Source organism: Anaeromyxobacter dehalogenans 2CP-1 (assembly GCF_000022145.1).
GTDB lineage: Bacteria > Myxococcota > Myxococcia > Myxococcales > Anaeromyxobacteraceae > Anaeromyxobacter > Anaeromyxobacter dehalogenans.
Genome location: NC_011891.1, coordinates 363755 through 390433 on the forward strand (window position 1 = coordinate 363755; position 26679 = coordinate 390433).

Here is a 26679-nt window from a genome sequence, read left to right on the forward strand (position 1 = left end):
CCGCTACACTGTGACCGGGGCGGTCACGGCCGCCGCGCCCCGCGGCCACCCAGGGCGCCCGGAAGTCCGCCTGGACGCCGCCGGTTCGGATCCTGCAAAGCCGTCGAGGCGACGCCCGAGAGACCTCCCGCGATGATGCACGCCACCGGTACCGCCAAGCGGCTCGCCCTCGGGCTCGGGGCGCTCGTGCTGTTGCTGGCGATCGCGTCCGCGGCGGCGATCATCGGCTCCGCCCGCATCCACCGCGGCATCGCCGAGACCATGCGGCGCGAGGAGGGCGTGCGCCTCTCCCTCGAGCTGGCGAGCGCGGTGCGCGACCAGTACGCGCACCAGGCGCACACCATCATCATCGGCGACGGCAGCCACCTCGGCTTCTACGCCGAGTCGCGCGACACGGTGCTGCGGCTCACCCGCGCGCTCCGGCAGGCGGCCGACCGCCCCGAGGAGCGCTCGCTCGTCGATCGCATCGAGGCGGAGAGCGGCCGCCTCGACCGCATCTTCCGCGACTCGATCGTGCCCGCGGTGCTCCGCGGCGAGCGCCAGAGCGTGCAGGAGGAGCACGGGCGGGCGCAGCTCGTGGTGACGCACATCCAGGACCTCACCCAGGAGCTGGTCTCGCGCTTCGAGGCGCAGATCGCGCAGGCGCGCGCCGGCGCCGACCAGGCCGAGCGGCGCACGCTCGCGGTGCTGGTCGCGATCCTGGTGGCGGCGCCGCTCGTGGCCGCGGCGGTGAGCCTCGCCATCGGACGGTCCATCGCGGTGCCGGTGGCGCAGCTCCAGGCGGGCGCGGCCCGGATCGCGGAGGGCGACCTCGACACGCGCATCGAGGTGCGCGGCGCGCCGGAGCTGGTGTCGCTGGCGCGGCGCTGGAACGAGATGACCGCGGCGGTGCGCGACCACCAGGAGCAGCTCGTCCGCTCGGAGAAGCTGGCCGGCATCGGCCGCCTCGCCGCCGGGGTGGCCCACGAGATCAACAACCCGCTCGGCGTGATCCTCGGCTACGCGAAGCTCCTGCGGAAGAAGGCCGACGGCGCGCTCGCCGAGGACCTGGCGGTGGTGGAGGAGGAGGCGCTCCGCGCCAAGCACATCGTGGACGGGCTGCTCGACCTCTCCCGGCCGCTCCCCCCGCCCTCGGAGCAGGTGGACCTGCGCGCGCTCGCGGAGGACGTGGTGGCGCGGCTGCGCGAGGCGCGGCTGCTGGAGGGCGTGTCGGCGGAGGTGGAGGGCGAGGCGAGCGCGCCCGGCCACGCCGAGAAGCTGCGACAGGTGCTCGTGAACCTGGTGCGGAACGCCGGTGAGGCCTCCGGGCCGGGCGGGCGCGTGGCGGTGCGGCTGCGCGAGCGGGACGGCGTGGCGGAGCTCACCGTGCGGGACTCCGGCCCGGGCATCCCCGCCGCGGCCCGCGGGAAGATGTTCGAGCCGTTCTTCACCACCAAGCCGCGCGGCACGGGCCTGGGGCTCGCGGTGTCGCGCGCCATCGCGCGCGCCCACGGCGGCGAGCTGGCGGTCGCGGCGGCGGCGGAGGGCGGCGCCTGCTTCGCGCTCACGCTGCCCACGGCGCCCGCGGCGGCCCGGCGGCGGGCCGCGGGAGGAGCGAAGCCATGACGGGCGGGCCGGTGCGCGTGCTGGTGGCGGACGACAAGGAGAACATGCGCAAGCTGCTCGCGAAGATCCTCGCGGACGGCTACGCGGTGGAGGAGGCCGAGGACGGCGCCCGCGCGCTCTCCCTCGTCGCCACGCGTCCGTACGACGTGGTCGTCACCGACATCCGCATGCCGGGCGCGGACGGGTTCGAGCTGCTCGGCGCGGTGAAGGCGCGCGCGCCCGACACCGAGGTGGTGATGATGACCGGCTACGCCACCATCGCCGACGCGGTGCGGGCCATGCGCATGGGCGCGTTCGACTACCTCGAGAAGCCGTTCGACCCCGACGCGGCGCTGGCCGTGGTGGCGCGCGCGGCCGAGCACAAGCGCCTCGCCGACGCCGCCCGGCGCGACGACGCCTCCGGCGGCGAGCCGTCCTCCTTCCACAACCTGGTGGGCCGCAGCGCGCGCATGCGCGCCGTCTACGGGCTCCTCGACAAGGCGGCCGGGCTCGACATCACCGTCCTGCTGCTGGGCGAGACCGGCACCGGCAAGGAGCTGGCGGCCCGCGCCATCCACTACCACTCGGCCCGGCGCGAGCGGCGCTTCGTGCCGGTGAACTGCGGGGCGCTCCCGGCGGAGCTGGTGGAGAGCGAGCTGTTCGGGCACGCGCGCGGCGCGTTCACCGGCGCCGCCGCGGCGAAGGCCGGCCTGTTCGAGGAGGCGCAGGGCGGGTCGCTGTTCCTCGACGAGGTGGGCGAGCTGCCGCTCCCGGCCCAGGTGAAGCTGAACCGCGCGCTGCAGGAGCGGGAGATCCGGCGGGTGGGCGACACGCAGCCGCTCAAGGTGGACGTGCGCGTCATCGCCGCCACGCACCGCGATCTCCGCGAGGAGGTGCGGGCCGGCCGCTTCCGCGAGGACCTGTTCTACCGGCTGCACGTGTTCCCGGTGACGCTCCCGCCGCTCCGCGAGCGGGCCGAGGACGTGCCGCTGCTCGCGCAGCACTTCCTCGCGAAGCACGCGCGCGCGCTCCGGCGCGAGCTGGCCGGCGGGTTCGACCCGGAGGCGCTCCGGCGCCTGGCGGGCTATCCGTGGCCCGGCAACGTGCGCGAGCTCGAGAACGCGGTCGAGCGGGCGGTGGCGGTCTCGTCGGGCGACCGCGTCCGCGTCGCCGACCTCCCGGCCGAGGTGGCCGGCGCGGCGCCGGCCGGGCCGGAGCCGGCGGATCTCGCGAAGCTCCCGTACAAGGAGGCGGTGGCGGAGGCGCGCGACCGCACCTCGCGCGAGTACCTGGTGGCGCTGCTGGCCGAGTTCGGCGGCAACGTGACCCGCGCCGCCGAGCGCGCCGGCATGGAGCGCGAGAGCCTCCACCGGCTGCTGCGCCGGTACGGGCTCCGCTCCGACGACTTCAAGTAGGCGGTCCGCGCCCGGAGCCGCGCGCGCCGGCGCCGGTGGACGGCGCGGTCTCGGCGCGGCATACCGGAGGCGGAGGTGGCGATGGAGATCCTGCTCTACGCGCTCGGCGCCGCCGCGCTCGTCGCCGGGGTGGCCGGCGTGGTCCTGCCGGTGCTGCCGGGATCGCTGCTGCTCGTGGCGGGCGCCGTGCTGGTGGCGTGGGCCGGGGACTTCCAGCGCGTGGGCTGGGGCACCGTGGCCGTCGCGGCGGTGCTCTCGGTCGCGATCTGGGCGGTGGACTGGCTCGCGAGCGTGCTCGGCGCGAAGGCGTTCGGCGCGTCCGGCTGGGCCGTGGCGGGCGCGGGCGTGGGGCTGCTGGTGGGGTTCTTCCTCGGGCTGCCCGGGATCGTGCTCGGGCCCGCGGTGGGCGCGATCGCGTTCGAGTACGCGCGGAACCCCGACGTGAAGCGGGCGCTCAAGGCGGGCGTGGGCGCGTTCCTCGGGTTCGTGCTGGGGAGCGCCGTGAAGGTGGCGCTCGCGTTCGCCGTGGTCGGCGCGGTGGCGCTGGCGCTGATCTGGTAGGCGGCGCCGGTCCGGCCGCTACGGCCGGGGCGCGCCGAGCCGGCCGGCCCGCGACGCGTCCGAGGTGCGCGCGCACACCGGGCCCGCCGCGGCCGACGCATTGCCGGCGGCGTCGCGGGCGCGGACGGACCAGCAGTGCTCCCGCCCCGGCACGAGCCCCGCCTCCACCGCGTCCGTCGCGGCGGCGCCCGCGCGCGCCACCACGTGCCCGTCGCGCAGGAGCTCGTAGCCCGCGACCGCCACGTCGTCGTGCGACGGCGACCAGGAGACCATCGCGCTCTCCGTTCCCAGGGCGCTCGCGCCGGGCGCGCCGGGAGGGGTGGGCGCGACCAGGTCCGGCGTCCGCACGCACGCCGCCGGCGACGCCGGCGAGCGGTTCCCGGCGGCGTCCACCGCGCGAACGGCGTAGCAGTAGGCGCGGGCGGGGCCCACCTGGCGGTCGTCGAGCGGCGGCGCCTCCGCGTGGAGCACGCGGTCGCCCACCAGCACCTCGTACGCGGCGCCATCCGTCGCGCCGGCGCCCGGCTTCCAGCGCAGCACCACGTGACGGTCGGTGACGGCGCGTGCGTCGAGGTCGCGGGGCGGGTCGGGCGCGCGCGGCGCGGCGGCGGGCGCCACCGAGGCCGGCGATGGGCCGGGCCGCGGCGCGGCGCGCTCGCAGGCGAGCGCGGCGGCGAGCACGGACGCGAGGACGGCGACACGCGAGCCGAACATTGCCTCCCCCCAGTGCGGCGCCCCGGAGCCGGGAGCACCGCTGCGCGGCGAGGCCACCGCGCACCGGCCGGCAGGTTAGCACGCCACCTTCGGACCGCCCTGACACAGGGGCGGGGGACGGGGTCGTTCCGACGGGTGCGACCCGATGTGCCCCTCCGACGCCTGGCCGGGCAGGCCTCCCCCGGCTCGGCTACCATCTCCGGCCCATGCGGCGCCGGCCACGCCTCGCGGATCCTCGTGCGGTCGCGCTCGCCGTGGTGGGCGGCCTGGTCGCGCTCGCGCCCGGGGCCCGCGCCGCCGCCCCGGCACCCGACGCGCCGCTGGGCGCCTGGACGCCCGGACCGCTGCGAGGGCTCTCGCTCGACATGCCGCTCGACGACGCGCGGGGCGCTCCTTCACCTTTCGTGGACGTGCGCTGGCTCGCGGCGAACGCCTGGTCCGTGCCCACCGTGCTCGAGCGCGGCGGCGACCGCGTGGTCGTCCGGCTCGACGCCCAGACCGACGTGCTGCAGGCGGCGGTCGCGATCCCGTGGCCGCGCGCCTGGGCCGGCGCGCTCCGGGAGCGCCTCGCCACGCGCGTCGAGGCGCGCCTGCTGCGGACCTGGGGTGGCTGGACCGATCGGCCGATCGAGGCGTGGCACGGTGCCATCGGGAGCTGGAACTTCCAGCGCGAGGTCTGGGCGCGTGACGCGGTGGACGTGCGGCTCGGGCGGGAGGACGGACGCGGCATCGGCGTCGCGGGGCCGCGCACCGCGCTCGGCGACGTGGCGGTGCGGACGGCGCTCCGCATCGCGGGCGACGGCGCCGGCGGCCCGGGGCGGCTGGCCCTCGCGCTGCGCCTCGACGTGAAGCTCCCCACCGGCGCGCCGTCGCGGCTGGGCGGCTCGGGGTCGCCGGACGCCGGGGTCGGCGTGGCGGCGACCTGGACGCCGGTGCGCTGGCTCACCGGGCACGGCATGGCCTCGCTCCGCGCGCTCGGCCCGCTCCCCCGCGGCGCCGGGCTGCGGCTGCGCCCGCTGCAGGCCGGGATCGAGGCGTCGCTCGTGGCGCGGCTGGGGGAAGGGGTCGCCGTCGTCGTGGAGGACCGGCTCCTCGCACCCGCGTTCGGCAGCCACGGCTGGACGCTCTCCCCCGAGGTGGAGCGGCCGCAGGCGAGCGCCTGGTACGCGCTGTTCCGCGCGCACAACCAGGTCTCGGCGGGGCTGCGGGTCGGCGAGCTGACGGTGTACGTGTCCGAGGACTTCACGCCGGGCACGCAGCACGCGCGCGACGCGCGCGGCGGCGGGCAGCGCTGGTTCTACGACTCGAACGCGCCGGACCTGGCGCTCGGGGTGGCCTGGACGCGCCGCCTATGAGCCGGCGCCGCCCATGAGGCGGGCGCGCCGCCAGTCCTCCGGCGTGTCCACGTGGCAGCCGCCGTGCGCGAGCGGCACCGGCGCGACCCGGGCCGGATCGCGGGACAGGAGCCGCTCCGCGCCCTCGTCGCCGTCGAGCGCGCGCAGCTCGGGGAACAGCGCGGCGGAGAACAGCGCGGGCACGAGCAGCGCGCCGCCGTCCGTCGAGGCGGCCACCGGCCGCCCGCTGACACGGAGCGCGCCCGCGAGCGCCGCCACGTGGGCGGCGTCCACGCCGGGCTGATCGCAGGCGAGGATCACCGCGCCCGCGAGCGATGGCGCGCACTCGCCGAGCCGGGCCAGGCCGCGCCGCAGCGACCCCGAGACGCCGGCCGCGTGGTCGCGGTTCAGGACGGTCGCGACCGGCAGCCCGGCGAGCGCGGCGCGGACCTCCTCCGCGCACGCGCCCACCACCACCACCACCGGCCACAGCCCGGCCTCGACCGCCGCGCGCGCGGCCCGGTGCACGAGCGGCTCGCCGCGCCAGAGGAGCAGCTGCTTCGGCTCGCCCATGCGGACCGAGGGCCCCGCGGCGAGGACCAGCCCGCCGAATCCGAGCGTCTCGGCGGTCTCGGTCACGGGTGATCCGGCGCCGGGGATCGAGGGGGCGCGGCGGGGGGGAGGCCGGGGAGCGGGCGCGGGGCGTGGCGCTGGGACGAGGACATGGTGCGGCGCGATCTCTTGTCGTCGCCGAGGCCGCGCGGCCGGTCGAATCGACGCCGGCCCCACCTGGGAAGGTCGTCCCCGCGGCGCGTGCGCCCGCCCGCGCGTGCGCCCGGTGGGGCGGGATGCTAGCGTCGGCGCATCCACCGCCGGAGCGATCGCATGTCCCACCCGCCCGCCTGCCGCCTCGTCCTCGCGCTCGCCTGCGCGCTCGCCGCCGGCGCCGCCCGCGGGGGCACGCCGCGCGAGCCCGTCGCCACGTTCTCCATCGCCGGGCGCGACCCGACGACCGGCGAGCTCGGGGTGGCGGTGGCCTCGCGCTTCTTCGCGGTGGGTACGGTGGTGCCGTGGGCCCGGGCCGGCGTCGGCGCGGTGGCCACGCAGGCCTTCTGCAACACGAGCTATGGCCCGCGCGGCCTCGACCTGCTCGCGAAGGGCGCCACGCCCGCCGAGGCGCTCGAGATCCTGCTGCGGTCGGATCCGGAGCGCGACCTGCGGCAGGTCGGCATCGTCTCGGCCGGCGGCGCCTCCGTGACGTACACCGGCAAGGGCACGAACGCGTGGGCGGGCGGGCGGAGCGGACCCGACTACGCGATCCAGGGAAACATCCTGACCGGCGAGGCGGTGGTGGCGGCGATGGAGCGCGCGTTCGTCGCGGGGAAGGGGTCGCTCGCCGATCGGCTGTACGCCGCGCTCGCGGCCGGCGACGCGGCCGGGGGCGACTCGCGCGGGCGGCAGTCGGCGGCCCTGCTGGTGGTGAAGGAGGGCGCCGGGTACGGCGGGTTCGACGATCGCGAGATCGACGTGCGGGTGGACGACCACCCGCGGCCGTTCGAGGAGCTGAAGCGGCTGCTCGACTACGCGCAGATGAACGCGGCGTGGAACGAGGGGTGGACCGCGTTCCGGCGCAAGCAGTTCCCGGCGGCGCTCGCCGCGCAGGAGCGCGCCGCCGCCCGGGCGCCCGGGAACGGGGAGGTGCTCTACGACCTCGCGGTCATCCGGCTCGCCGCGGGGCAGCGGCCCGGGGCGCTGGAGGCGCTGCGCCGGGCGCTCGAGGCGAACCCGAAGCTCGCCGCGCAGGCGCGCACCGACGCGGACCTGGCCGCCCTCCGCGGCGACGCGGGGTTCGAGAAGCTGGTCCGGTAGTGAGCGCCGCCACGCGCCGCGCGGTCGCCGGCGCGCTCGCCCTCGCCGCCGCGATGGGCATCGGACGGTTCGCGTACACGGCGCTGCTGCCCGGGGTGCAGCACGGGCTCGGGTTCGACGACGCCGCCGGCGGGGCCATCGCCTCGGCCAACCTGGTCGGCTACCTCGCGGGCGTGCTCTGGGCGCGGCGCCTGGCCGGGAGCCCGCGGCGGGGCGCGGCGCTGCGGCTCGGGCCCGCGGCGACCGCGGTGCTCACCGCGGCGGTGACCGGGGTCGGCTCGGAGGCGGGGTGGGCCGCGGTGCGCTTCGGCTCCGGCGTCGCGAGCGGGCTCGTGTTCGTGCTCGCATCCGCGGCGGCGCTGGAGGTCCCGCCCGACCATCTCCCCCGACCTCTCCCCCGACCCGGAGTACTTTACGGCGGGGTGGGCGTCGGGATCGCGCTGGCGGCGGTGGTCGCGGCGCTGGCGCCACCCGGCGGGGGCTGGCGCGTGCCGTGGTGGGCGCTGGGAGGCGCGGCGGCTGCCCTGGCGGCGCCGGCGTGGAGCGTCCTCTCCGGCCCCCTCGCGAACGACTCTGGGTCGGGGGGAGGCGTCGCGGCGGGAAGGGGCCGCGCGCCGGTCGGCTTCGGCCGGCTCGCGACCGCGTACTTCCTCGAGGGGCTGGGCTACATCGTGAGCGGCACGTTCGCCGTGGCGGCGGTCCGGCGAACCCCTGGGCTGGAGGGCCTGGCGCCGTGGACGTGGGCGTTGGCGGGCCTCGCGGCCGCGCCTTCTGCGCTCCTCTGGGCCGCGCTCGGGCGCCGGGTCGGGGTCCGGTCGGCGCTGATCACCGCGCACCTCGTCCAGGCGGCGGGCATGGCGCTCCCATCGCTGTCCTCCGCAGCGTGGGCCGCGCTCGCCGGCGCGGCGCTGTTCGGAGGAACGTTCATCGGGATCACCACGCTGACCGTGGCGGCCGCGCGCGAGATCCGCCCGCAGGCGCTGGGGCGCGCGGTGGGAACGCTCACCGCCATCTACGGGGTCGGGCAGATCGTCGGTCCGCTGGCAGCCGGAGCCGTCGCGCAGCGCTTGGGGGACCCGAGGCCCGCCGTCCTCGGCGCGTCCGCCGCCGTCGCCATCGGGGCCCTCGTCCTCCTCATCCCCTCGCGTGCATCGCTGGCGTCGAGAACGGAACCGAACGCGTGAGCGCGACGACGGCGCGCGCTACCCGGGCGCGCAGCGCACGCCATGTGCCACACGCAGCCAGTACGTGCCGTTCGGGAACACCACGTCGCGTAGCCCGGCGCGCAACGCCTTCAAGGCCTCGCGGTACTCGTTCAGGAACGACCTGAGCCGCCCGAGCGCCTCGATGCGCTTCCACTTGTCGCGCGCGCCCACCCGCGGCCGGACGCCGCGGCGCGGCGCCACCGATGCCGGGCGGGCGGTCGGCTTCTGCGCGAGCACCCGGCGCACTCCGAGGAAGCTCCGGCCCTCCGCCCGCATGCGCTCTGCGGCGAGCTGCTCGCGATCGGCGAGCGCCTGGGCGAGGCACTCCCGGAACTGCTGCACGTCGTCGAAGCCGGGAGGAAGCGTGAGCTGGAGCTCGACGGACTCCGGCATGCTGCCGCCGGGGCGGAAGAAGTGCTCGGGCCGGCGCGCGACGAACTTCTCGCCACCGATCCGTTCGGGCGACGACCAGAGCCCGGGCCACTCCGATGCCGTCGGCACCAGCCCCGCGGCCACCGGGTTTGCGAGCGCGTATGCAAGCCGATCGATCACGTCTTCCGGCGTCGCGAGCGTCACGGCGCTGTAGCTCCCCGACGCCCAGAACGCCTCCCATCGGCCCAGCGCCGCGTTCAGCGACCGCGCCACGAGCGAGTCGAGGTACTGCTCGAACGCGGGCAAGCGCGCGCCGGGGTCGGTCACCACCAGGTGAAAGTGGTTCGAGAGCACGCAGAACCCGTGCAGGAGCAGCCCGTACCGGCGGAGGGCGACGCCGAGCACGTACAGGAACGTCTCGTTCACCATCTCCGAGGGCCGGAGGAGCAGCTCACGCTGCGCGCAGCGGCGCGTGACGTGGTAGGTGACTCCGGAGAGAATCTGGCGCGGTGCGGTCATGCCTCGCGCCTCAGGCACACGCCGTGCCGACGGATGAGGCGCCCGATCCGCCTGCTTGCATCGAGGCGACGGTCCGAAACGCGGACGCACCGGCCGAAACGCATTACTCTGGGTCGGGGAGGGGAGGAGGCACGGATGCCATACGTGAACATCAAGATCACCCGCGAGGGCGCGACCGCGGAGCAGAAGGCCACCCTCATCCGCAAGGTGACCGAGCTGCTCCGCGACGAGCTCGGGAAGAACCCGTCCACCACGGTCGTGGTCATCGACGAGGTGGACACGGACAACTGGGGCATCGGCGGGGAGTCGGTCACGGTCCGCCGCAAGCGCGGGAGCTGACGCGCGCTGCGGCCCCCCCGCCGGCGGCGACGCGAGGAATCGAGCCATGCAACCCTGGGAGACGGTCGAACGCGCCCGCGCGCCGGACGGCACCGCGCTCGCGCTCGCGCGCCGCGGGGACGAGTGGGTGATCCGCGCCGCGGGCCACGTGCTCATGTCCTCGCGCGCCCACGGCTCCGAGGAGGCGCTCGCCGCGCTGGCCCTCGAGCGCTGCGCCCGCCCGCGCGCGGTGCTGCTCGGCGGCGTGGGTCTCGGCTTCACCCTGCGTGCATTGCTCGACCGCCTGCCGCCCGACGCGAAGGTGGTCGTGGCCGAGCTGGTCCCGGAGCTCGCCGCCTGGAACCGCGGCCCGGTGGCGGACCTCGCGGCCCGGCCGCTCGACGACCCGCGCGTGCGCCTCCAGCTCGGCGACGTGCTCGCCCGCATCGCCGAGGCGCGCGGCGCCTACGACGCGATCCTCCTCGACGTGGACAACGGCCCGTCCGCGCTCGCGCACGGCGCCAACCACCGCCTCTACGGCGAGGCGGGGATCCGCGCCTGCCGCGCGGCGCTGCGCCAGGGCGGCGTGCTCGCGGTCTGGTCGGCCGGGCCGGACGAGCGGTACCTGGCGCGGCTCGAGCGCGCCGGCCTCGACGCCCGCGCGGTGACGGTCCCGGCGCGCGGCCCGGCCACGCAGGGCGGCGGCGGGGGCGGCGTGCGGCACGTGGTGTTCCTCGCGACCGCGCCGGCCCAGGGCGGCGGCGCACGCAGGCCCGGCTCACCGTCCCGCGACGGAGGCGCCGGACGCCGGCCCGGACCTCACGCCCGCGGCGCGCGCGGCCGCTGACGCTCGGATCCCGCCGCCCGGCCCGCGGGCGCCGGGTACGCCGCCTTCACGGTGCCGGCGAGCCGCCGCAGCGCCTCGGCGATGGGCGAGCTGCGGCGCCACACCAGCGCGACGGTCCGGAACGGCGCCGGGTCGGCGAACGGGCGCAGGCGGAGGTCCGCGCGTCGCGTCTCGGTGGGGACCGCCAGCTCGGGCAGGAGCGTCACGCCGGCGCCGCCCGCGACCATCTGCGCGAGCGTCGAGAGGCTGGTCGCCCGGAACTCCAGCTCGCGAGTGCGCGCGCGAGAGCAGAACGCCAGCGCCTGCTCGCGCAGGCAGTGCCCGTCCTCGAGCAGCAGCACGCTCGCGTCGCGCAGCTCGGCGGCGGAGGCCGGCTCTCGCGCCACGCCGAGCGGGTGCCCGGGGGGCGTCGCGAGCACGAACGCGTCGCGCGCCACCGGCGCCACCTCCACGTCGCCGAGCTCCGCCTCCACCGCGAGCAGCGCCGCGTCGAGCGTGCCGGCGTGGAGGCTCCGGACCAGCTCGGCGGTGCGATCCTCGAGCCAGGTGAGGTGCAGCGCGGGGTAGGCCGCGCGGAGCGCGGGCGCGATGGCGGGCAGGAGATAGGGCGAGATGGTCGGGATGACCCCGACGCGCAGCGCCCCCGCGAGCGGATCCCCGGCCCGGCGCGCAGCCTCCAGCAGGTCGTCCGCCTGGAGCAGCAGGCGGCGCATCTGCTCGAGCAGCGGCCGCCCCGCCCCGGTGACGAGCACGCGCCGCCGGTCGCGCTCGAACAGGCGGAGGCCGAGCGCCGACTCGAGCTGCGCGATCTGCGTGGAGAGCGAGGGCTGGGCCACGCGGCAGCGCTCGGCCGCGCGGCGGAAGGAGAGCGTCTCCGCGACGGCGACCGCGTACTGCAGCTGGCGCAGCGAGAACGGGTGCGGGGGCAGGCGAGTGATAGCCATGGACTAACAACGTAATCGAAACGATGTAATGGCTCAATCAGAAGCCCGCGGGCATGTTGTGTCCCGTCGCGGCGATGGACGCCGCGCCCGAACCGATTCGACGAGGAGAGACACCGATGCTGACCGTGGGCGACCGCTTCCCCGAGTTCTCGCTGCAGGCCGTGACCAGCCTGGAGAGCGGCAACGAGTTCGAGACCCTCACGCAGGCGAGCCACCCGGGCAAGTGGAAGGTGGTGTTCCTCTGGCCGATGGACTTCACCTTCATCTGCCCGACCGAGATCGCCGAGTTCGGCCGCCGCAACGGCGAGTTCCAGGACCGCGACACCCAGGTGCTCGGGGCGAGCATCGACACCCACTACGTCCACCTCGCCTGGCGCAAGAGCCACCCTGATCTGAAGCACCTGCCCTTCCCCATGCTCGCCGACACCCGGCGCGAGCTCTCGAGCGCGCTCGGCGTGCTGCACAGGGACGGCGTGGCGCTCCGCGCGACGTTCATCGTCGACCCGGAGGGCGTCATCCGGCACGTGTCGGTGAACGACCTCTCGGTCGGGCGCAACGTGGACGAGGTCCTCCGCACGCTCGACGCCCTGCAGACGGACGAGCTCTGCCCCTGCAACTGGAAGAAGGGCGAGTCCACGCTCCAGGTGGCCTGAGCCATGGCCGCCCTCGACGCGATCCGGGAGGCGCTCCCCGAGCCGGCCCGGGACATCAAGCTGAACCTGCAGGCGGTGCTGCAGCCCGGGACGCTCACCCCGGCGCAGCGCTGGGGCGTCGCGGTGGCGACGGCCGCGGCGGCCCGCAACGAGCGGCTGCTCGCGGCGGCCCTCGCCGACGCGCGGGCGGAGGTCGAGCCCGCCGTCATCGAGGACGCGCTCGCGGCCGCGGCGGTGATGGCGATGAACAACGTGTACTACCGGTTCCGCCACATGGTCGGGAAGGCGTCGTACGCGGAGAAGCCGGCGCGCCTGCGCATGAACCGGCTGGTGAAGCCGGCCGCGAGCAAGGTGGACTTCGAGCTCTTCGCGCTCGCGGTCAGCGCGGTGAACGGGTGCGAGACGTGCGTGCGCTCGCACGAGCAGGTGGTGGTCGCCGGCGGCCTCTCGGAGGACCAGGTCCACGAGGCCGTCCGGATCGCCGCGGTCCTGCACGCGGCGGCGGTCTCGCTCGAGCTCGCCGGGTACGCCGCGGTCCCGTCCGCGGCGGCCGCGGCCGGGTAGGCTACGCGGCCCGGAAGTACCCCGCCGCCTCCGTCGCGAGGAGGGTGGCGCGGGCGACGGACTCCGCCTCGCGGCGGCATGCGTCCGCCCGGACCGGATCGCCTGCGCGCTCCCAGTGCGCCGCGATCCGGCCCGGCGCGCCGCCGGTCGCCGCGAGCACCTCGGCGGCGCGGCCGTGCAGGAAGCCCCGCAGCGGCGCCGGGGTGGCGGCCACCACCGCCTCCGCGAGCAGATCGTGGCCGAAGGCGGCGCCGCGGACGAGCTGCGCTGCCTCGAGCTCGCTCCACCCCACCGCCACGTCCATCGCGCGCGCCTCCACCACGGCCGCCGCGCGCTCCAGCGTGAAGTCCGTGCCGAGCACGCCGAGCGCCCGCGCGAGCTGGAGCGCCGGCGCGGAGAGCCGCTCGAAGCGCGCGCGCAGCAGCGCCTCCAGCCGCGGCGGCGTGCGATCCGGGATCCCGCGCTCCACGGCGCCGGTCTCCACGAGGTGCTTCACCGTCTCGAGCGCGAACAGCGGGCTCCCGCCCGCGTAGCGCGCCACCTCGGCCGCCACCCGCTCGATCCCCGGCACGTCCAGGCTCCGGACCAGCTCCTCCACCGCGTCGTCCGCGAGCGGCTCGAGCTCGAGGTACAGCGCGCGCCCCGCCTCGGCGAGCGCGCGGATGTGCGCGAGCACCTCCGGCGCCATCTCCGCGGTCCGGAAGCAGTGCACGGTGCGGAGCGGCGTCTCGGCGTCGCGCAGGAGCTGCTCCAGCACGTAGGCCCCGGCCGCGGCGCTGGCCGGATCGACGAACTGCGTGTCGTCGAAGCCGAGCGCGTCGAACCCGGCCCGGAACGCGACCCGCATCGCCTCGAGCTTCGCGTTCCAGAAGCGGACGCGATCCGCCTCGGTGGCGAGCGGGCCGGGCGAGGGCCCGAGCTCGGGGAGCATCCGCGCCAGCTCCGTCCGCACCCACGGCGGCAGCGCCACGCCGGCCGAGGCGAGCGCGCCGAGCGTCTCGCGGAACGTGCGCGCATGCGTGCCGTACGGCACGGCGCGGTCGCCGGGCCGGCCCTCGAAGAAGAGCGGCCGGGCGTGCGTGGAGAGGAAGTCCTGCATGAGCCGGCTCTTCCCGACGCCCGGCGCGCCGCCGAGGGCGATGCCCTTGCCGGCGGCCCAGGCCTCCTCCATGAGCGCCCACTCGCGCTCGCGGCCGGCGAGCGCCGGCGGCCGCGTCACCGACAGTGGAAGCGCCGCCGGGCTGCCCGCCCGGGCCGGGACGCGCCGCCCGCGCGCCACCTCCTCGGCGAGGCGGACCGTCTCCGGCGACGGCTCCACCCCGAGCGCGTCGCGAAGCGCGGCGCGGCAGCGCTCGTACGCGGCGAGCGCCGCGGCCCGGTCGCCGCCCAGGTAGCGCAGCCGGATCTCGAGGCGGTGCGCCTCCTCGGAGAGTGGCTCGAGCGCCAGCGCGCGCTGGGCCTGCGCGAGCGCCGCGCCGAGCTGGCCCGCCGCCTCGAGCCGGGCCGCCGCCGCCAGCGCCGCGTCGAGGCGCGCGGCGTCGAGCGAGCGGCGCGCGCCGGCCAGCCACTCCGACAGCTCCGGCGCCTCGTCCAGGTCGACCCCGTCGAGGAGCCGCCCGTCCGGCCAGGCCGCGTCCGGGCGCGTCGGGTCGCGCGCATCCACGGTCACCCTCGGTGAGAGCTCGAGCGGGTCACCGGCGCCGACCAGGTCCCCTGCCGCGGCCTCGCGCAGCCGGCGCAGCAGCTGGCGAAGGTTGGCGCGGGCCGTCTTCTCCGGCGAGTCCGGCCACAGCAGCCCCGCAGCGCGCGAGCGCGGCTGCGGACCGTCGATGGCGAGGAGCGCGAGCAGCGCCGCCGTGCGACGATCCAGCCGGACCGGCTCGGTCGCGCCCGCGAGCCGGGGTGCGCCGAGCAGGTGAAGGGTCCAGTTCGGTGAGGCGGGCATCATCTCTTCCTGGGGCGGTGAAGCGTGGGTTTCTCGCCTACCTCTCGCCGGACCCGAACGGGCCATTGGGGCTGTGCCCGACCAGGGGGCGCCTTGTGCCGCTTCCACCCGACCCTGAGTCGTTTGCTCTTCGCCCGGAGTCGTTTGTACCTGCTTCGCGCCCCGCCCGAGGCGTCGCGCCCCCTCGCCCGCACTCGCCGGATGGCCCGCACGCCCGCGCGCGCTCCTCACCCAGTCGCGCTCCTCACCCAGAGTCGTTCGGCCTGCTCCTCACCCAGAGTCGTTTGAGCCCAAGCCGTCTCATCCTCCCCGCCCCATCCGGTCCCCCCACACCCCCGCCCCTCCTGGCGCCCGTCACGCGCCGGTCACGCCCCCGGTCCTATGACCCGCACTGGCCGGGCCCCGTGGCCCGCGCCGTTCCCTGGGGGGGAAACACATGATCCGCAGTCCCGAGGCTCACCCGTGCCGCGCGCTGCCGGCGCAAGGCGCCACGCCCGCGCGGCGATCGCTCCTGCGCCTGATCTCCGCGGACGCACCGGACGCGAGCGCGTCGGCGGGACGCGCCCCGGCCGGCCCCGCGCCGGCGGCGGTCGCGCGCGCCATCGCCGACGCCGAGCGCCGCCCGCTGGCCTGGGTGGACCGGGACGGCGTGCTCCGGCTGGTGAACGCCGCCTTCGCGGCGCTGCTCGGGGCCGAGCCGGCGACGCTCGAGGGTCGCAGCGCCTGCGACCTGCTCTGCGCCGACGCGCCGGGCCGCGCCCAGGCCCTGCTGCGCGCGGCCTTCCGCGGCGCGCTGCACCGGACCGACCTGACCGCCCTCCGCGGCGGCCGCGAGTACGGCCTCAAGGTCGAGCTCGCGGCGGTGGGCCGCGGCGCCTCGGCGGCGCTGTGCATCGACGTGCACGAGGTGGTGGAGCGCGCGCCGCCGCCGGTGGCGTGCGGCGCGGCGGGGGACCTCGACTACCGCATCTCGGCCGGCGCGTCGGACTTCGGCCGGCTCCTGGCGCTGTCGGGCGCGGGTGCCGAGGCGGCGCTGCGGGTCGGGCGCCGCTGCCACGAGGTGCTCCATGGGCGGCCCTCGCCGTGCCCGGGCTGCCCGGCGCTGCGCGGCGGAGGCGAGGCGTGGCCGCGGGTGGAGGTGCGGCGCGCGGCGCGCACGCGTGGGTTCGAGGTCGCGACCGCCACGGCGCTGCCCGGCGACGAGGTCCTGGTCGCGGTGCGCCGCGTGGACGACGCGGCGCTCGCGGCGGTGCGGGAGGCGCGCACCGCGGAGCTGGTGCGCCGCTTCGAGCTCTCGCCGCGCGAGGAGGAGGTGCTCCGGCTGCTCCTCATCGGGCGCCAGGCGGCGGACATCGGCACGGCGCTCGGGATCACGCCACGCACCGCGAAGTTCCACCAGTCGAACGTGCTCCGGAAGCTCGGTGCGTCCTCGCGGCGCGACCTGCTGGGGCTCGCCTCGTGACCCGCGCCCGGACCGAGCCGGACTGGGGGGCGGTCGCGCTCGCCATGCTGGAGCGCGGGCGCGAGCCGGCGGCGTGGGTGGACGCGGGCGGGACGGTGCGCCTGGCGACGGCCAGCCTGGAGCGGCTGCTCGGCGCGTCGCCACGCGCGCTGGAGGGGCGCCCGGTCGCGGCGGTGCTCGCGGGGGCGCCCGCGCCGGCGGAAGGCCGGGTGGAGCGGGAGGTGACCACGGCGGCGGGGCGGCGGCTGCGCGTCGCGCTCGAGCCGGGGTGCGAGCCGGCGGCCGAGCCGGGCGCGCTGCTCCGCGTGCTGGAGGTGCTCGGCGATCTCCCGGGGCTGGGGGCGGGGGAGCTCGACTACGCCATCGAGACCGGGCCGGGCGCGTTCGGCCGCCTGGCATGGGTGAGGCCGCTCGGCGGCGCCGCCCTCGATCCGGTGCCGGAGGCCCGCTGCCACGAGGCGCTGCACGGCCGCAGCGAGCCGTGCAGCGACTGCCCCGTCCGCGGCGGCGGCACGTGGCCGCGCGTCCACGCGCGCACGCTCGCGCCCGCGCCGGGCTACGAGGTCGTCACCGCCGCGCCCGAGGGCGCGGAGCGGGTGCGCCTCACCGTCCGGCGGCTGGCCGAGGCCGCGGTGCACGGGCTGGTGGAGGCGCGCGCCCGCGCGCTGGCGCGCGGCGCCGGGCTGTCGGAGCGCGAGGAGGCGGTGCTGAACCGGCTGCTGCAGGCCGAGGGGCTCGCCGACATCGGGCGGGCGCTCGGGATCACGTTACGGACCGTGAAGTTCCACCAGGCGAACCTGCTCCGCAAGCTCGGCGCCGAGTCGCGCGCCGACCTGGCGCGGGTGCTGATGTGAGCTCCCGCGCGGGGCCGGACGCTCCGCCGCGCGACCCCAGACCGCGTTGATCGACCCCTGCGTCCGCTCGTACGGTGCGCGCCCGTAGTTGGGGGCCCAACCATCGGAGCGGGACATGCACGACGACAGCATCGGGCGCAGGGGCTGGATCAAGCTGGTGGGCGGCGCGGCGGGCGCGGGCGCGGCGCTGGTGGTGGCGAGGCAGGCCGGCGCGGCCCCTCCGGCCGCCGGCAAGGGCATGCAGGCCGTCCCATGGCCATACGCGCCCCTCGATCCCGACGCCACCGCGGAGCGCGCGTTCAAGGGCTACCTCGAGGGCCACTGCATGTACGGCGCCTTCGACGCGCTGGCGGGGCAGGTCGCCGACAAGCTGGGCGCGCCGTACACCTCGTTCCCCACCAGGATGTTCACCTACGGCGCCGGCGGGGTCGCCGGCTGGGCCACGCTCTGCGGCGCGCTGAACGGCGCGGCGGCGGCGTTCCAGCTCCTCTCCGCGAAGCCGGAGCCGCTGGTCGACGCGCTGTTCCGCCAGTACGAGCAGGCGGCGCTGCCGGACTGGGTCCCGGCGTCGGCCAAGTTCCCCAACGTGAAGTCGGTGGCGGGCTCGCCGCTCTGCCACGCCTCGATCTCGGCCTGGTGCAAGGCGTCCGGCAAGAAGGCCTACTCGCCCGAGCGCAAGGAGCGCTGCGGCGTGCTCACCGCCTCGGTGGCGCGCCACGCGGCGATCATCCTGAACGCGCAGCACGCCGGGAAGGCGTTCCCGGTGCTCGAGGACAAGGCCACCGCGGAGTGCGCCTCGTGTCACGAGAAGGGCGGCACCCTCGAGAACACCCGTGCCAAGATGGCCTGCGGAGGGTGCCACTTCAACCTGGGCACCAAGCACCCGGCCATCTGATCCGACGCCCGAGAAACGACACCATGACGCTGACACCATTCCTGATCGCACTCTCGCTCGCACAGACCACCCCCGCCGCCGATCCGGCGGCGGCCGCCGCGCAGCCGGCCCCCGCGCCGGTGAAGGCGGCGCCCACGCTCGCGGGCGCGCTCGCGAACGCCCCGAAGCCGACGTTCTGGGGCTTCGTGAACGCGCAGTACTCGCGCACCGAGGGGCTGAACGGCGCCGACGACACCTCCACATTCGAGCTCCGCCGCGCGCGCATCGGCGCCCGCGGCAAGGTCCACGAGCTCGTCGGCTACAGCATCCTGTTCGACGGCGCCGACTCGAAGCTGAAGGACGGCTACGTCTCCCTGTTCGCCCTGCCCGGCGTGGAGGTGCGCATGGGGCAGTGGAAGACGCCGTTCGGCTACGAGCAGTACGAGTCGGACACCAAGTTGCTCTGGGTGAACACCTCGTACGTGGTCGGCGCGCTCGCGCGCGGCCCGGACGCGCGCGACCTCGGCGCCGGGCTCCTCGTCCAGACGCCGAAGGCCGGGCCGGTCTCGGCCGAGGTGCTGGGCTCGTTCGTGAACGGCGCGGGGCCGAACAAGAAGGACGACCTCGAGACGAAGAACTTCTGGGGCCGCGCCGGGCTGACGCTGAAGCAGGGCGCGATCACGCTGAAGGCGGGCGGCTCGTACGGCACCGGCCAGCAGCTGCAGGGCACCGGCGGGAACGGCGCCTTCGACGGCGTGGGCACGCCGGTCGACGACACCTACTTCTACTTCCACACGTACGGCGTCGACGCGACGCTCGACACGCCCTGGCTCTTCGCCGCCGCCGAGCTCATCCAGTCGGAGCGCGACCAGTCGCGCTACGCCACCGCCGCGGCGGTGACCACGGTGACGCGCTCGAGCCGCACCGCGCGCGGCTGGTACGCGGGCGCGTACGGCAAGACGCCCTGGAACCTCGGGCCGATCTTCCGGGCCGAGCGCTTCGACGCGGACCGCACCGCGCCCGGCGGGCGGCTGGAGCGCTACACCATCGGCGCCTACGTGGACGTCATCCCGGTGAACGCCCGGCTCATCCTCAACCACGAGCTCGACCAGGGGCAGACCGGCGCGGCGGGTCGCACCGGCGACCGCACCACGCTGTTCGCGCAGGTCATCTTCTAGCGGAGATCTCCGGCTCGTCGGCGGGCGCCGCGCGCATCGGCGCGGTGGCCGCCGGCGAGCGCCCGAGGAACGCCTCCACGGCGCGCATCGCCTCGGCGGGCCGCCGCTGCAGCACGAGGTGCGGCGCGTCGAGCATGCGGATCTCGGCGTCGGGCCGTACCAGGCGGATCTCGATGGCGAGGCCGGTGCGGAGCAGCCGGTCCTGCCGCCCGCCCAGGAACAGCACCGGCGCCGGGCAGTCGCGGAGCCAGCCGGTCGCGTCCACGTGCAGCGCCTCGTGCGCGCGGCGCGCCATCACGCGCGGCCGGACCGAAGCGACCGCGGCCTGCACGTCCGCCACCAGCGCATCCGGCGCGTCGTGCCCGGCGAGCAGCACCCGCACCGCGTGCGCCGGCAGCGGCAGCCGGAAGAACGCGGGCGAGAGCGGCCGGAGCGCCGACACCAGCCGCGCCGCCGGCCGGCGGTGGAAGCTCGCCGCCAGCACCACCCCGACCAGCCCCGGAGGCCGCCCGGCCGCGACGCGCAGCGCGAGCGGCCCGCCGAAGGACTCGCCCACGAGCGCGAAGCGCCGCCCGCGCGGAAGCTCGGCGCGCACGAGCTCGGCGAGCTCCGCGTACGAGAGCGCCCGGTCCGGCGGGTACGAGAGCGCGCGCAGCTCGAGCCGGCCGCTCGCGGCGGCCACGAACCGATCGAGGAGCCGGCCGGTGCCGTCCAGGCCCGGCAGCAGCAGCGTGAGCAGCGGTCCGTCGGAGGCGGTCATGGTGTGACACGGTGACACGGTGGCCTGACGCGGCGCGTCTGACGCTCGTCATAGGTCAGACGCAGGCCGTCCTGGGCGGCCACCGCGGGCTCCGCCGGACGCCGCAGCCCATGCGGCGTCTCGGTCGTTGGCGGCCGCCCCGGATCCTGAGAGGTTGGGCCGGGTGGACGGCGCGCGGCACGGCACCGCCGCCGGAACGGGGAGGCCCATGATCGGGTGGATCACCGTGCTCGCGCTCGCCGCGACCGTCGCGCTGGTCGGCGTCCGGCGCGCCCGGTTCGCGCGGGAGGTCGCCGCGGAGGCGCGATCGCTCTGGGCGCTCCGGGAGGACGCGCCGCCGGCGCGCCTCGATCCCGGGGCCCTGCCCGCGCCGGTGCGGCGCTACCTCGAGGTGGCGGGGGCGCTCGAGGCGACCCCGCTCGCGGCGGCCCGGCTCCGGCATGGCGGCTCGTTCCGGCCGGCGCTCGACGGCGCGTGGCGGCCGATCCGCGGCGTGCAGTACCTCGCGGCCGAGCCGCCCGGCTTCGTGTGGTGGGGGCGGGTGCGCCTCGCGCCCGGGGTCGAGGTCGCGGCGCGGGATCGGTCGGCCGGCGGCGAGGGCGGCATGCGGATCGCGCTCGCCTCCGCGCTGGTGATGGCCGACCTCTCCGGCCCGGAGCTCGACGCGGGCGCGCTGCAGCGGCTGCTGGCGGAGCTGGTCTGGCTCCCGACGGCGCTGCTCGACGCGCGGCACGTGGCGTGGCTGCCGCGCGACGCGTCGAGCGCGCGGGCGCGGCTCCGCGTGGGCGGGCGGGAGGTGGAGGTGACGTTCCACTTCGGCGGCGACGGCCTGCCGGAGCGGATCACGGCGCTGCGCTACCGCGACGTGAAGGGGCGCGGCGTGCTCACGCCGTGGACCGGGCGATGCGCCGACTGGCGCCAGGTGGGCGGCGTGCGCGTCCCGTTCCGGCTGGAGGCGAGCTGGGAGCTCGACGGCCGGGACCAGCCGTACGCGCGCTTCGAGGTGGAGCGCCTCGAGCACGGGGTCCCGCAGCCGTTCTAGGCCGCGGATCCCTCGCCGGGTGGGGAACCTCGCCACGTCCGCGCGCACCGTCGGTCCGCGCGCGGGGCGCGATGCCCCACGGTGTCATCCGGCGTCGCACGACGTTCGGGTTCCGCCCTTGGGGCGCGGCGCCGGTGGCGCGAAGTGGGGAACACTGCCAGCTCGCCTCACCCACACGCACGTTCACTCGGGGGAAATCGATGCGCACCTCACGCACCACCACGCTGGCCTTGCTCGCGGCGCTGGCGCTCGCGCCATCGGCCGCGTTCGCCGCGTCCGACGAGCCGCAGCTCCCGGACGTCGCCGCGACGACCGACAACCCATCGCACCCGCTCGGCGACGCGCAGGCGGCGCGCAAGGCGATCGCGATCCAGGCGAAGCTCAGCGGGAAGACGAAGGGCAAGACGCACCAGGTGGCACGCGGCCAGTACGTCGAGCTGGAGCGGCAGGGCGAGGATCGGATCTGGACGGTGGTGGGCGAGTTCGGCGAGCAGGTGAACCCGACCTACGGCGGCACCGCCGGCCCGCTGCGCAACCAGATCCCCGAGCCCGACCGAACGGTGGACAACGTCACCATCTGGGCCCCGGACTTCAGCCGCGCGTACTACGAGGACCTGCTCTTCTCGGACGCGCCCGGCGACGTCTCGATGCGGAACTTCTACAAGGAGCTCTCCTCGAACCGCTACACGGTGAACGGCGAGGTCACCGACTGGGTGAAGGTCCCGCTCAACGAGGCCAACTACGGCTCGAACTACTGCGGCGGCATCGTGTGCGCCCGCACCTGGCTGTTCGTCCGTGACGCGGTGAACGCCTGGTACAACGGGCAGATCGCGGCCGGCCGGACGGTGGCGGAGATCAACGCCTACCTGGCGCAGTACGACGTCTGGGATCGCTACGACTACGACGGCGACGGCAACTTCAACGAGCCGGACGGCTACATCGATCACTTCCAGGCGATCCACGCGGGCGAGGGCGAGGAGACCGGCGGCGGCGCGCAGGGCGACGACGCGATCTGGAGCCACCGCTGGTACGCCTTCTACAACAACATCGGCGCCACCGGCCCGGCGTTCAACCGGTACGGCGGGATCCGGATCGGCGCGAGCGACTTCTGGATCGGCGACTACACCATCGAGCCGGAGAACGGCGGCGTGGGCGTGTTCGCCCACGAGTTCGGCCACGACCTCGGCCTGCCCGACCTCTACGACACCTCCGGCAACACCGGCGGCGCGGAGAACTCGACCGGCTTCTGGACGCTGTACTCGGTGGGCTCCTACGGCGCCTCGGGGCGGCCGGAGGACGGCCTGGGCACGAAGCCGATCCACATGAGCGCCTACGAGAAGATCTTCCTCGGCTGGTCGAACTACCAGGTGGTGCGCGCCGGGCAGTACGCGTCGCTGAAGCTCGGCCCGGCGGAGGCGAACACGAAGCAGGCGCAGACGCTGGTGGTGCTGCTGCCGGACAAGATCGTGGAGAGCGAGATCGGGACGCCGTACGCCGGCACGTACTTCTACCACTCCGGCTCCGGCAACGGCCTCGACCACTCCATGACGCGCCAGGTGACGCTGCCCGCGGGCGCGTCGCTCGCGGCCAAGGTGAAGTTCGACATCGAGCTGGACTGGGACTACGCGTACCTGACGGTGAACGGCGCGCCGGTCGCCACCAACCTGTCGAGCTCGACGAACCCGAACGGCCAGAACTTCGGCAACGGGATCACCGGCTCGACCGGCGGGGCCTGGGTGGACCTCACCGCCGACCTGTCCGCGTGGGCGGGCCAGACCGTGACGCTCGGGTTCCGCTACTGGACCGACGTGGCGGTGGCCGAGGCGGGCCTGTCGATCGACGACGTCGCGATCTCCGGCCAGCCGCTGGACGGCGCGGAGACCGATCCGGGCTGGACCTACGACGGGTTCGTCCGCACGAACGGCACGCTCGCGACGCCGTTCTTCAACGCGTACTTCGCCGAGTACCGGCAGTACCGCGGCTACGACCAGTCGCTGAAGACCGGGCCGTACACGTTCGGCTACCTGAACGACCCGACCCTGCAGAACTGGGTGGACCACTTCCCGTACCAGGACGGCCTGCTGGTCTGGTACTACGACACGTCGTTCGAGGACAACAACGTGGGCGACGCCTGCGCGAGCGGCCGCTGCGGCGGCCTGTTCCTGCCGGTGGACGCGCACCCCGGGTTGATCCTCCGCCCGGACAACGGGAAGGCGTGGCGCCCGCGCTTCCAGGCCTTCGACTCGACGTTCGGCCTCGAGCCGACCGACGTGGTGTGCCTGCACGCGAACAGCCAGCAGGGCTGCTTCGGCGGCCAGCCGGGCAACCCGCTCTTCGACGACACGCAGAGCTACTGGGTGCCGCCGGATCCCTCGCTCAACCACTCCGGCTGGTCGAGCGTGATCGTGCCGAACACCGGGACCACCATCCGCGTGGTCGGGACGTCGGCGCAGGGTGACTTCATGCAGGTGGTGGTCGCGCCGAAGCGCTAGCGGTGCGCGGGGCGGGGAGGGGCCGGCACGCCGCCGGTCCCTCCACCGCGCCCGCGCCGCGCGACGGCTCAGGGGACGTACACCGCGGGTCCGGGGCGGCCGGGCAGCCCGTCGGGCGCGCCGCGCGAGACGAACGTGGCGCCGCCGTCGGTCGAGACGTGGAGCAGGTCCCCGCCCAGGTAGAGCGCCGGGCCGCCCGCGGAGACTGCCTCCAGCCACGCCGGCCCGCCGCCCGCGGCGGTGAAGGTGGCGCCGCCGTCCGTCGAGCTGAACAGGCCCACGTTCGAGGCCACGTGGATCGCGCCGGAGGGCGCGACCGCCACGCCGCGCAGCGACAGCGTGTAGCCGCTCGGCGCGACCAGCCCGGCCGCCGCGCCACGCTCGGCGAAGCTGGCGCCGCCGTCGGTGGAGACGAACACCGTGTCGCGCGCGGCGACCGCGACGGTGGCGCCGCGGGCGTCCACGCCGACGGTGTCGGAGAGGTAGCTCGTCGAGCCGACGGGCGGGAGCCGCTGCGCGAAGTGCGCGCCCCCATCGGTGGAGACCTGCAGCCAGGACTTCTGCCCGAGGTAGACCGTGCTCGCGTCCGGCGCGGCGACACAGGCCGCCATGGAGGCGTTCGTGAGCGTCGCCGGCGGCGCGAAGTGGGCGCCGCCGTCGGAGGAGATCGAGAGCCCGAAGGAGGTGACCGCGTACACCCGCGTGCCCACCGCCGCGAGATCCACCACGCCGGGGTTCGCGAGCCCGTCCGCCTCGGTGCGCAGGACGAACGTCCGGAACCCGTCGGTGGAGACGGCCACGCCGGCGTCGAGCCCGGCGTAGAGCGATCCGCCCGCGGCGGCCACGTCGCGCACGCCGCCGGCGGGCAGCTCCGCGGAGCGGAAGGTCGCACCCGCGTCGGTGGACAGGAAGAAGCCGGGCGCGTAGCCGACGTACACGCGCGCGCCCTCGGCGTACACCGTGGAGGCGATGGCGTTACCCCGGTCCGGCGCCACGAACCAGCGCGGCGCGAACGTGGTCCCGCCGTCCGCCGAGGCGCAGAACGCGTCGGTGGAGCCCGACCAGTAGCGCTGGCCGCTCACCACCCAGACGCTCTGGCCGGACACGGCCACGTCGAGGATCGAGGTCTCACCCGCCGGGCACGGGCGCGCGACGGATGTCGCCGAGGCGGGCGCGCCGGTGGCGTCGCGGCCCAGGATGGCGAGGCCGGCGGCGGTGGCGACGTACACGCGGTCGGCGGTCACCGCGACGGCGCGGACGTCGCCGGAGGGGAGGGCGGGGACGGTGCCGGTGTCGAGCCGCGCGAACGTCGCGCCGCCGTCGGTGGAGCGGAGCAGGCCGGTCGAGGTCGCGGCGAACAGGTCGCCGGGGTCGGCGTCGAGCTCCAGTCCGCGACGGCCCGGTCCGCGATGGTCCAGGCGAACGTGCGCGCCCGGTCGTGCGAGACCGCGAGGCCGAGCGAGGTCGCGACGTACACGTCCTTCCCGTCGCCCGCGATGGCGGTCACCCAGGCGTCGTAGCCGTCCACGGTGCGCTGCAGGAGCGGCACGAAGGTCGCGCCGCCGTCCACCGAGCGGAAGAGGCCCTCCTCGGTGCCCGCCAGGACCAGGCTGCCCTGACCCCACACGGCGCGCGCCGGGAGCATCCGGCCGCCGCTCGCGCTCGGCAGCCGGGTGAGCGACCACGCGGCGCCGTCGTCGGAGCCGGCCACGCCGCGCTCGGTGGCGCGCCAGAGCCGGCCGGTGACCGGGTCGCGGTGGAACGCGGAGGTCCAGCCGGCGCCGCCCAGCGCGACGAACCGGGCCGGCACCACCCCAGCGCCGCGCGCCAGCCCGCCGGTGGTCGCGACGTAGGTGAAGCCGGAGGTGGAGACCGAGTACCGCTGCTGGCGCACCGCCTCGCGGTTGCCGGCGCGATCCACCGAGTAGTAGCGGAGCACGGTCTCGCCCTCGCCGACGGCGATGGGGCCGGCGACGGCGCCCTCCACCACCGTGCCGCTGCCCGGCGCCGGGACGCTCCCGTCGGTGGTGTACACGACGCGCGCGCAGCCGGAGCCGCCCGCGTCGGTGCAGGTCAGCGTGACCTGCTGCGGCGCCGCGTACACGCCGTCGGTCACGCTCGCGGTGGTGACGGGCTCGACGCAGTCCGGGTCGGTGGTGAACGTCAAGGCGACCGCGGCGGGCAGCCCGTTGCCGGCGAGGTCGGTGACGCTGGGGTCGAGCGTGGCGGTGTAGGTCGTGCCGCACTCGAGGCGGCGGTCGGGCGGGAACCGCGCCGTGCGCGTCGCGGGCTCGTACGCGGCGCCGGTCGCCTGCGCCGGCGCGAGGGTGAGCCGGGCGGCGGTCACCGTCGCCGGGTCCATGTCCTCGTCGAACGCCGCCGCCGGCACCGCGTCCAGCGCGACGCCGGTGGCGCCGTCCGGCGGGAACACCGAGGCGACGCCGGGGGGATCGACGTCGATGACGTAGGTGCCGGTGCCGGTGGCGCTCCGGTTCCCCTCGCCGTCGAGCGCGAAGAAGGTCAGCGTCGCGCTCGCCTCCAGCCGGACGAGCCCCACGTACGGATGTGGCGCGCCGCCGTTCACCGCGAACACGGTCTGCGCGCAGCCCGAGCCGCCGGGCTCGTCCGCGCAGGTGAGCACCACGTCGACCGGGTGGTTGAAGTGGCCGCCGGCCGGGTCGGCGGCGATGGTGGGGGGCGCCGTGTCCGGCGCGTCGCGCGTGTAGAAGCCGAGCACCCACCCGCTGAACGGCTCGCCGCGCGCGCCGCGAGCGGTCGGCAGGACCATGACCACGTACGAGGTCGAGAGCGCGAGCGGCGCCGCCGGCGTGAGCACCAGGGTGGCGGTGGCCGCGTCGTACGCCTGCGTGAACGGGATCGCGGTCGTGCCGCGCCGGAAGGACACCGCGCCCGCGAGCGTGGGGGTGTCCACGCAGGTGTTGAAGCGGATCCGCACCGCCGCGTTCACCGAGACGCCGTCCGCGCCCTGCCCCGGCGCGGACTCGACCACCTGCAGGGACGTGGCCGCGGGGAGCGCGCAGGACGAGCCGCCGGGGCCGGCGGCGCCGCCGCCGCCGGAGCAGCCGGCGAGCGCGAGGGCGGAGGCGAGGGCGACGGCGACGGGGTGCAGGGCGGCGGTGCGGTGCATGCGGGTCCTCCGAGGAGGCGGGCAG

Annotated in this window: 24 protein-coding genes; 16 read left to right on the forward strand and 8 right to left on the reverse strand. The window is 76.3% G+C overall.

Annotation, left to right across the window (positions count from 1 at the left end):
* Nucleotides 1–132 precede the first annotated feature (132 nt).
* The 3 genes from A2CP1_RS01605 (at nt 133) to A2CP1_RS01615 (ending at nt 3560) form a co-directional block, all read left to right on the forward strand.
* The gene (locus A2CP1_RS01605) at nt 133–1605 is read left to right on the forward strand and encodes a sensor histidine kinase (RefSeq protein WP_012631738.1); all 1473 of its coding nucleotides are present in this window, start codon (nt 133–135) and stop codon (nt 1603–1605) included.
* Nucleotides 1602–2999 (forward strand): sigma-54-dependent transcriptional regulator, encoded by a 1398-nt coding sequence (locus A2CP1_RS01610; protein WP_012631739.1) that lies wholly within the window; start codon nt 1602–1604, stop codon nt 2997–2999. Before A2CP1_RS01605 ends, A2CP1_RS01610 begins: the two co-directional genes overlap by 4 nt.
* Before the next feature lie 81 nt (nt 3000–3080).
* Nucleotides 3081–3560, forward strand: a complete 480-nt coding sequence (locus A2CP1_RS01615; protein ID WP_012631740.1) for a DUF456 domain-containing protein — start codon at nt 3081–3083, stop codon at nt 3558–3560.
* An 18-nt stretch (nt 3561–3578) separates the two neighbouring features.
* Here A2CP1_RS01615 and A2CP1_RS01620 read toward each other — a convergent pair whose 3' ends face one another.
* Nucleotides 3579–4274 (reverse strand): fibronectin type III domain-containing protein, encoded by a 696-nt coding sequence (locus tag A2CP1_RS01620; RefSeq protein ID WP_012631741.1) that lies wholly within the window; start codon nt 4272–4274, stop codon nt 3579–3581.
* Between the two features lie 206 nt (nt 4275–4480).
* On the opposite strand from A2CP1_RS01620, the gene A2CP1_RS01625 reads away from it, so the two are divergent.
* Entirely contained in the window at nt 4481–5629 is a 1149-nt protein-coding gene (locus A2CP1_RS01625) for a hypothetical protein (protein WP_012631742.1), read from the forward strand.
* On the opposite strand, the gene A2CP1_RS01630 is transcribed toward A2CP1_RS01625, so the two are convergent.
* A complete protein-coding gene (locus tag A2CP1_RS01630; RefSeq protein ID WP_012631743.1) occupies nt 5624–6247 on the reverse strand; it encodes a nucleotidyltransferase family protein in 624 nt (207 codons plus the stop codon). The genes A2CP1_RS01625 and A2CP1_RS01630 overlap by 6 nt on opposite strands.
* Before the next feature lie 246 nt (nt 6248–6493).
* Between A2CP1_RS01630 and A2CP1_RS01635 the strand changes: the two genes are divergently transcribed.
* Both A2CP1_RS01635 and A2CP1_RS01640 read left to right on the forward strand, forming a co-directional pair.
* Entirely contained in the window at nt 6494–7477 is a 984-nt protein-coding gene (locus A2CP1_RS01635; protein ID WP_012631744.1) for a DUF1028 domain-containing protein, read from the forward strand.
* Nucleotides 7477–8661: a YbfB/YjiJ family MFS transporter gene (locus A2CP1_RS01640; RefSeq protein WP_012631745.1), complete on the forward strand. Its 1185-nt coding sequence runs from the start codon at nt 7477–7479 to the stop codon at nt 8659–8661. The genes A2CP1_RS01635 and A2CP1_RS01640 overlap by 1 nt, the downstream gene beginning before the upstream one ends.
* 18 nt (nt 8662–8679) lie before the next feature.
* Here the strand turns inward: A2CP1_RS01640 and A2CP1_RS01645 are convergent, their stop codons facing one another.
* Nucleotides 8680–9573: a transposase gene (locus tag A2CP1_RS01645; protein WP_012631746.1), complete on the reverse strand. Its 894-nt coding sequence runs from the start codon at nt 9571–9573 to the stop codon at nt 8680–8682.
* Between the two features lie 135 nt (nt 9574–9708).
* On the opposite strand from A2CP1_RS01645, the gene A2CP1_RS01650 reads away from it, so the two are divergent.
* Entirely contained in the window at nt 9709–9912 is a 204-nt protein-coding gene (locus A2CP1_RS01650) for a 2-hydroxymuconate tautomerase family protein (protein ID WP_011419369.1), read from the forward strand.
* Between the two features lie 46 nt (nt 9913–9958).
* Nucleotides 9959–10738, forward strand: a complete 780-nt coding sequence (locus A2CP1_RS01655) for a spermidine synthase (protein ID WP_012631747.1) — start codon at nt 9959–9961, stop codon at nt 10736–10738.
* Here A2CP1_RS01655 and A2CP1_RS01660 read toward each other — a convergent pair.
* Nucleotides 10711–11682 (reverse strand): LysR substrate-binding domain-containing protein, encoded by a 972-nt coding sequence (locus A2CP1_RS01660; protein WP_012631748.1) that lies wholly within the window; start codon nt 11680–11682, stop codon nt 10711–10713. The two genes, A2CP1_RS01655 and A2CP1_RS01660, sit on opposite strands and share 28 nt — an antisense overlap.
* 116 nt (nt 11683–11798) lie before the next feature.
* On the opposite strand from A2CP1_RS01660, the gene A2CP1_RS01665 reads away from it, so the two are divergent.
* Together A2CP1_RS01665 and A2CP1_RS01670 are read left to right on the forward strand one after the other, a co-directional pair.
* Entirely contained in the window at nt 11799–12335 is a 537-nt protein-coding gene (locus A2CP1_RS01665; protein ID WP_012631749.1) for a peroxiredoxin, read from the forward strand.
* A 3-nt stretch (nt 12336–12338) separates the two neighbouring features.
* On the forward strand, nt 12339–12899 hold the full coding sequence (locus A2CP1_RS01670) for a carboxymuconolactone decarboxylase family protein (protein ID WP_012631750.1): 561 nt from the start codon (nt 12339–12341) through the stop codon (nt 12897–12899).
* A gap of 1 nt (nt 12900) precedes the next feature.
* Here A2CP1_RS01670 and A2CP1_RS01675 read toward each other — a convergent pair whose 3' ends face one another.
* A complete protein-coding gene (locus A2CP1_RS01675) occupies nt 12901–14844 on the reverse strand; it encodes a BTAD domain-containing putative transcriptional regulator (protein ID WP_012631751.1) in 1944 nt (647 codons plus the stop codon).
* Between the two features lie 436 nt (nt 14845–15280).
* On the opposite strand from A2CP1_RS01675, the gene A2CP1_RS01680 reads away from it, so the two are divergent.
* From A2CP1_RS01680 to A2CP1_RS01695, 4 genes are all read left to right on the forward strand, one after another.
* Nucleotides 15281–16306 carry a LuxR C-terminal-related transcriptional regulator gene (locus A2CP1_RS01680; protein ID WP_012631752.1) on the forward strand — a complete coding sequence of 342 codons (1026 nt, stop codon included), beginning with the start codon at nt 15281–15283 and terminating at the stop codon, nt 16304–16306.
* Entirely contained in the window at nt 16303–17160 is an 858-nt protein-coding gene (locus tag A2CP1_RS23905) for a LuxR C-terminal-related transcriptional regulator (RefSeq protein WP_012631753.1), read from the forward strand. The genes A2CP1_RS01680 and A2CP1_RS23905 overlap by 4 nt, the downstream gene beginning before the upstream one ends.
* Before the next feature lie 115 nt (nt 17161–17275).
* Entirely contained in the window at nt 17276–18055 is a 780-nt protein-coding gene (locus A2CP1_RS01690; RefSeq protein ID WP_012631754.1) for a C-GCAxxG-C-C family protein, read from the forward strand.
* Between the two features lie 23 nt (nt 18056–18078).
* The gene (locus tag A2CP1_RS01695) at nt 18079–19212 is read left to right on the forward strand and encodes a porin (protein ID WP_012631755.1); all 1134 of its coding nucleotides are present in this window, start codon (nt 18079–18081) and stop codon (nt 19210–19212) included.
* On the opposite strand, the gene A2CP1_RS01700 is transcribed toward A2CP1_RS01695, so the two are convergent.
* The gene (locus tag A2CP1_RS01700; protein WP_012631756.1) at nt 19202–19972 is read right to left on the reverse strand and encodes an alpha/beta fold hydrolase; all 771 of its coding nucleotides are present in this window, start codon (nt 19970–19972) and stop codon (nt 19202–19204) included. The two genes, A2CP1_RS01695 and A2CP1_RS01700, sit on opposite strands and share 11 nt — an antisense overlap.
* Before the next feature lie 208 nt (nt 19973–20180).
* On the opposite strand from A2CP1_RS01700, the gene A2CP1_RS01705 reads away from it, so the two are divergent.
* Both A2CP1_RS01705 and A2CP1_RS01710 read left to right on the forward strand, forming a co-directional pair.
* The gene (locus tag A2CP1_RS01705; protein WP_012631757.1) at nt 20181–21014 is read left to right on the forward strand and encodes a DUF6544 family protein; all 834 of its coding nucleotides are present in this window, start codon (nt 20181–20183) and stop codon (nt 21012–21014) included.
* A 200-nt stretch (nt 21015–21214) separates the two neighbouring features.
* Nucleotides 21215–23506, forward strand: coding sequence for an immune inhibitor A domain-containing protein (locus A2CP1_RS01710; RefSeq protein ID WP_012631758.1), 2292 nt, complete (start codon nt 21215–21217; stop codon nt 23504–23506).
* Nucleotides 23507–23574: 68 nt separating this feature from the next.
* Here the strand turns inward: A2CP1_RS01710 and A2CP1_RS01715 are convergent, their stop codons facing one another.
* Together A2CP1_RS01715 and A2CP1_RS01720 are read right to left on the reverse strand one after the other, a co-directional pair.
* A complete protein-coding gene (locus tag A2CP1_RS01715; protein ID WP_012631759.1) occupies nt 23575–24750 on the reverse strand; it encodes a WD40/YVTN/BNR-like repeat-containing protein in 1176 nt (391 codons plus the stop codon).
* Nucleotides 24747–26654 carry an Ig-like domain-containing protein gene (locus tag A2CP1_RS01720; protein WP_012631760.1) on the reverse strand — a complete coding sequence of 636 codons (1908 nt, stop codon included), beginning with the start codon at nt 26652–26654 and terminating at the stop codon, nt 24747–24749. Before A2CP1_RS01720 ends, A2CP1_RS01715 begins: the two co-directional genes overlap by 4 nt.
* Between the last annotated feature and the right edge of the window lie 25 nt (nt 26655–26679).

What these genes read in the sequence shown, in the direction of transcription:
- A2CP1_RS01675 (WP_012631751.1), bottom strand. Translation starts at nt 14,844, where the DNA reads ATGCCCGCCTCACCGAACTGGACCCTTCACCTGCTCGGCGCACCCCGG.
- A2CP1_RS01720 (WP_012631760.1), bottom strand. Translation starts at nt 26,654, where the DNA reads ATGCACCGCACCGCCGCCCTGCACCCCGTCGCCGTCGCCCTCGCCTCC.
- A2CP1_RS01665 (WP_012631749.1), top strand. Translation starts at nt 11,799, where the DNA reads ATGCTGACCGTGGGCGACCGCTTCCCCGAGTTCTCGCTGCAGGCCGTG.
- A2CP1_RS01710 (WP_012631758.1), top strand. Translation starts at nt 21,215, where the DNA reads ATGCGCACCTCACGCACCACCACGCTGGCCTTGCTCGCGGCGCTGGCG.
- A2CP1_RS01670 (WP_012631750.1), top strand. Translation starts at nt 12,339, where the DNA reads ATGGCCGCCCTCGACGCGATCCGGGAGGCGCTCCCCGAGCCGGCCCGG.
- A2CP1_RS01645 (WP_012631746.1), bottom strand. Translation starts at nt 9,573, where the DNA reads ATGACCGCACCGCGCCAGATTCTCTCCGGAGTCACCTACCACGTCACG.
- A2CP1_RS01610 (WP_012631739.1), top strand. Translation starts at nt 1,602, where the DNA reads ATGACGGGCGGGCCGGTGCGCGTGCTGGTGGCGGACGACAAGGAGAAC.
- A2CP1_RS01620 (WP_012631741.1), bottom strand. Translation starts at nt 4,274, where the DNA reads ATGTTCGGCTCGCGTGTCGCCGTCCTCGCGTCCGTGCTCGCCGCCGCG.
- A2CP1_RS01605 (WP_012631738.1), top strand. Translation starts at nt 133, where the DNA reads ATGATGCACGCCACCGGTACCGCCAAGCGGCTCGCCCTCGGGCTCGGG.
- A2CP1_RS01700 (WP_012631756.1), bottom strand. Translation starts at nt 19,972, where the DNA reads ATGACCGCCTCCGACGGACCGCTGCTCACGCTGCTGCTGCCGGGCCTG.
- A2CP1_RS01625 (WP_012631742.1), top strand. Translation starts at nt 4,481, where the DNA reads ATGCGGCGCCGGCCACGCCTCGCGGATCCTCGTGCGGTCGCGCTCGCC.
- A2CP1_RS01690 (WP_012631754.1), top strand. Translation starts at nt 17,276, where the DNA reads ATGCACGACGACAGCATCGGGCGCAGGGGCTGGATCAAGCTGGTGGGC.
- A2CP1_RS01655 (WP_012631747.1), top strand. Translation starts at nt 9,959, where the DNA reads ATGCAACCCTGGGAGACGGTCGAACGCGCCCGCGCGCCGGACGGCACC.
- A2CP1_RS01705 (WP_012631757.1), top strand. Translation starts at nt 20,181, where the DNA reads ATGATCGGGTGGATCACCGTGCTCGCGCTCGCCGCGACCGTCGCGCTG.
- A2CP1_RS01650 (WP_011419369.1), top strand. Translation starts at nt 9,709, where the DNA reads ATGCCATACGTGAACATCAAGATCACCCGCGAGGGCGCGACCGCGGAG.
- A2CP1_RS01615 (WP_012631740.1), top strand. Translation starts at nt 3,081, where the DNA reads ATGGAGATCCTGCTCTACGCGCTCGGCGCCGCCGCGCTCGTCGCCGGG.
- A2CP1_RS01635 (WP_012631744.1), top strand. Translation starts at nt 6,494, where the DNA reads ATGTCCCACCCGCCCGCCTGCCGCCTCGTCCTCGCGCTCGCCTGCGCG.
- A2CP1_RS01680 (WP_012631752.1), top strand. Translation starts at nt 15,281, where the DNA reads ATGATCCGCAGTCCCGAGGCTCACCCGTGCCGCGCGCTGCCGGCGCAA.
- A2CP1_RS01660 (WP_012631748.1), bottom strand. Translation starts at nt 11,682, where the DNA reads ATGGCTATCACTCGCCTGCCCCCGCACCCGTTCTCGCTGCGCCAGCTG.
- A2CP1_RS01695 (WP_012631755.1), top strand. Translation starts at nt 18,079, where the DNA reads ATGACGCTGACACCATTCCTGATCGCACTCTCGCTCGCACAGACCACC.